This window comes from Lachnoclostridium sp. An14 (genome assembly GCF_002160755.1).
Taxonomy (GTDB): domain Bacteria; phylum Bacillota; class Clostridia; order Lachnospirales; family Lachnospiraceae; genus Lachnoclostridium_A.
Genome location: NZ_NFLE01000075.1, coordinates 1 through 2,968, shown reverse-complemented (window position 1 = coordinate 2,968; position 2,968 = coordinate 1). Strand labels below are relative to the sequence as shown.

Annotated in this window: 3 protein-coding genes and 1 pseudogene; all 4 read left to right on the top strand. The window is 48.6% G+C overall.

Annotated features, from left to right (window positions below):
- Nucleotides 1-483 (top strand): annotated as a pseudogene (locus B5E84_RS21190) (hypothetical protein); the annotation flags it as partial.
- A 364-nt stretch (nucleotides 484-847) separates the two neighbouring features.
- The gene (locus B5E84_RS21185) at nucleotides 848-1,096 is read left to right on the top strand and encodes a hypothetical protein (protein WP_242963455.1); all 249 of its coding nucleotides are present in this window, start codon (nucleotides 848-850) and stop codon (nucleotides 1,094-1,096) included.
- A 1-nt stretch (nucleotide 1,097) separates the two neighbouring features.
- Nucleotides 1,098-1,874, top strand: coding sequence for a tyrosine-type recombinase/integrase (locus B5E84_RS20110; protein ID WP_242963454.1), 777 nt, complete (start codon nucleotides 1,098-1,100; stop codon nucleotides 1,872-1,874).
- A gap of 840 nt (nucleotides 1,875-2,714) precedes the next feature.
- Nucleotides 2,715-2,968: hypothetical protein (locus B5E84_RS20105; protein WP_087226726.1), on the top strand; the 254-nt coding region annotated here is incomplete at its 3' end.

Sequence of the window (2,968 nt, the reverse complement as noted above, 5' to 3'; positions counted from 1 at the left end):
GGAAATATCAAAGGCCCCCAGGGAGAGCAGGGCCCTCAGGGGGTACAGGGGCCTGTAGGGCCGCAGGGCCCTCAGGGACCGTTGCCGCCGTTGGTTAATAATGCATTGGCAACGGAGGCTGGAGTGTCTGCGCTGGATGCGGTGATGGGAAAGACGCTGCAGGAGCAGATCACAAACAATAAAAATGACATTACTGAGTTAAATAGCGAAATGATCACCATAACGACAAAAGACTATGAAGTCACTTTAACATCGTCCGGCAGATCAAGCTGGGGATATTCTTATGGATTTTCGCTCGTCGAAAATGGTGATCTTCCAACTAGGACTCAGCTAGTGATTCCGATCGCTTGCGGGTTAAAGGCAAACTGGAATACCACCGGGATGGTTTCCGTCCACCAAAATGATTTTGTGCGAGTAGCATCAAACACCGGGGGTATTTTTGACTTACGGCTAGCCTTTATTTCCCGAAGAGCTCCTGATTAAATAGCGATAAGGCAGGAGTGGACCACAATCATAATGGGGTCTATCTGGCAACGTGGTCATCTCGAATTAATTCCGTCAGTTTTAATGGCACTATGAATGCGCCGGTTATGTACATCGACAATACAGAGTACCCGATCATCAAAGGACCTCAAGGGGGAAACTACACGGTCCGAACACTAAGCATCACCACGAACCCTGACACAAAAAAGAGATCTATGCTGGTCGAATGGTATGCTGATGGACATATCTACCGCGATTACTGTGATTTAACAGTTTCATGATATGACAATATAGCTGAGATTTTTGGCGGATAATTGCGATATTTTTCTACCTCCTGTACCCTAGAGTAGAGAGGAGGGAGAAAATGGTCGAAGAGATTATACAAACTATCAAGCGAGCCTTGATGCCAGATCTTTCGCCGGCGCAAATGGAAAAGCTGGAAAATGTACTGTGTATTACCTTGCACGGCAAGAAAATCACCGAGGAGCGCAACGAGCTGACGTCAACTGGGGAAGACGGAGATGTGGCCAAAATTAACATGTTTCTGGGGTCAAAAAAAGACTACCGGCCGGGCAGACGGCACTCTGCAACAGTACAGCCGGGAAATCTATAGCATGCTAGACTTTCTGGGCAAGCGCCTAGAAGACATTACAGCGATGGACCTGCGCTACTATTATGCGGTGATGCGCGAGCGTCGAGGCATCCAGATGAGCACTATGCAGACGAGAATTCACTATCTGTCGTCGTTCTGGGATTTCCTGACGCTGGAGAGGCTAGTTCCAGACAATCCGGTGCGACGGATCGGCGGTCTGAAGGTGGAAACTACGGTTAAGAAGCCGTTTGGGCCAGAGGAGCTGGAGGCGCTACGTCTGCACTGCGACCGGAGCCGGGACAGGGCATTGGTGGAGTTTTTGCTGGCCACCGGGTTGAGGGTGTCGGAACTGTGCAAGCTGGATGTGGGAGACATAGATTTCTATCGAATGGAATTCTATGTGCGTGGAAAGGGAGGCAAGGAGAGATTATGTTTATTGGATGACGTGGCAAAATTCCACCTAAAGCTTTACCTGAAGGAACGCCAGCGACGAGAAAGACTAAGCGAGGATGAGATTCGTCGGAGGCCGCTATTTGTGAGTGCAAAAGCGCCGCATACAAGAATGACTATCGCTGGCGTCCAATACCTGCTTAAAGAGTTGGGCCGAAAGGCTGCGGTAGCAAATGTGCATCCACATCGGTTTCGGCGGACCTTTGCGTGCGATATGATTTCCAGGGGGATGCCGGTGGAGCAGCTGATGGTTCTCATGGGGCATAGCAAAATCGAAACCACTATGATCTATGTAACGGTCAAGACAAGTAGTGTTTGCGAGGCGTATAGGCGGCTGCGGGCCGGGTAATACATAGGAAAGTCCATATGACTTTTTTGGCCGGCCGGCAGGGCGGTCTTTTTGACGTGGCTGATGCGCGAAGAGCGAAAGAGCAGAGAGAGAAAGGGAAGAAAGGCAGGGTGAAACCGTAAGATTTTCATGGTTATATTGGGATACTACTTTGTAGTATAACTCAGGATCCCATAGATTTGCGATGCCGTGGATACAGGTGATCCGCTGTAATTTTGCACGGTAATTTGTCCATTTGAATTAATAGCCAGGATCAGATCTTTTGAGCCATCAAAGAGACCTGGCACATAATATGTAGCTTCAGGGCGATAACTTTCCGCCACTGTAAATATTTGGATGCTGTTTCCGCTGTCCAATTGATCGGTCAGTTTCACACCACTGAAAGCTATTTGTGCCAGTTTTCCCTGTTTTGCAAATTTGAGGGATCCAGAAGCGACACCACTGAGAGTAAAGTCGGTCTTAGTGGCAGTGGTATTACTATTTTATGTTATTCTTCCTCAACCTTGACGCGGAAGAAATCGCCGGCGTCGTTCTGGAATCGGAAATATATTCCGCTTTCCTCCATCGAGTAGTTTATCCAATGCACACTTGGCGATTTCACGGTTAATGCAGTATTACTATTTAGCTGAAGGTGGGAATGCTCCAGACGGCTTTCCATTCAGCCCCATCATAATGGTTTAATTGGATCCTATCCGCCAAAATGACAAAAGAGTATTGCTCTCCGCTGCTGTATGACATATTCATGGCCATTAGGGTTCCGCCCTCGTTATACATGCGGACAGATTCTGCATCTCCGGAGAGAATGAACTTACTATAAAACAAAGAAAGGAAAATAAAATTATGAAAGACAAAATGATTTTAAAGGACAACACTACAATTGAGCTTGAGGCCGGGTCCTCTCTTGCCAATATCCAGGTGGCGGCGGCCGATCGGGCCGATATGGTGGAGATCTGGGGGAAGCTGACAGAGGACAATCTGTCCAGTGTCCAGATCCAGACGGGCGCCGGCCTGACAGTTGGCACATACACAGACCTGGTGCTGGTGTCAGAGACATCCGCCGTATCTTCTGACGGATCTGTGCTGACCAGCTATCG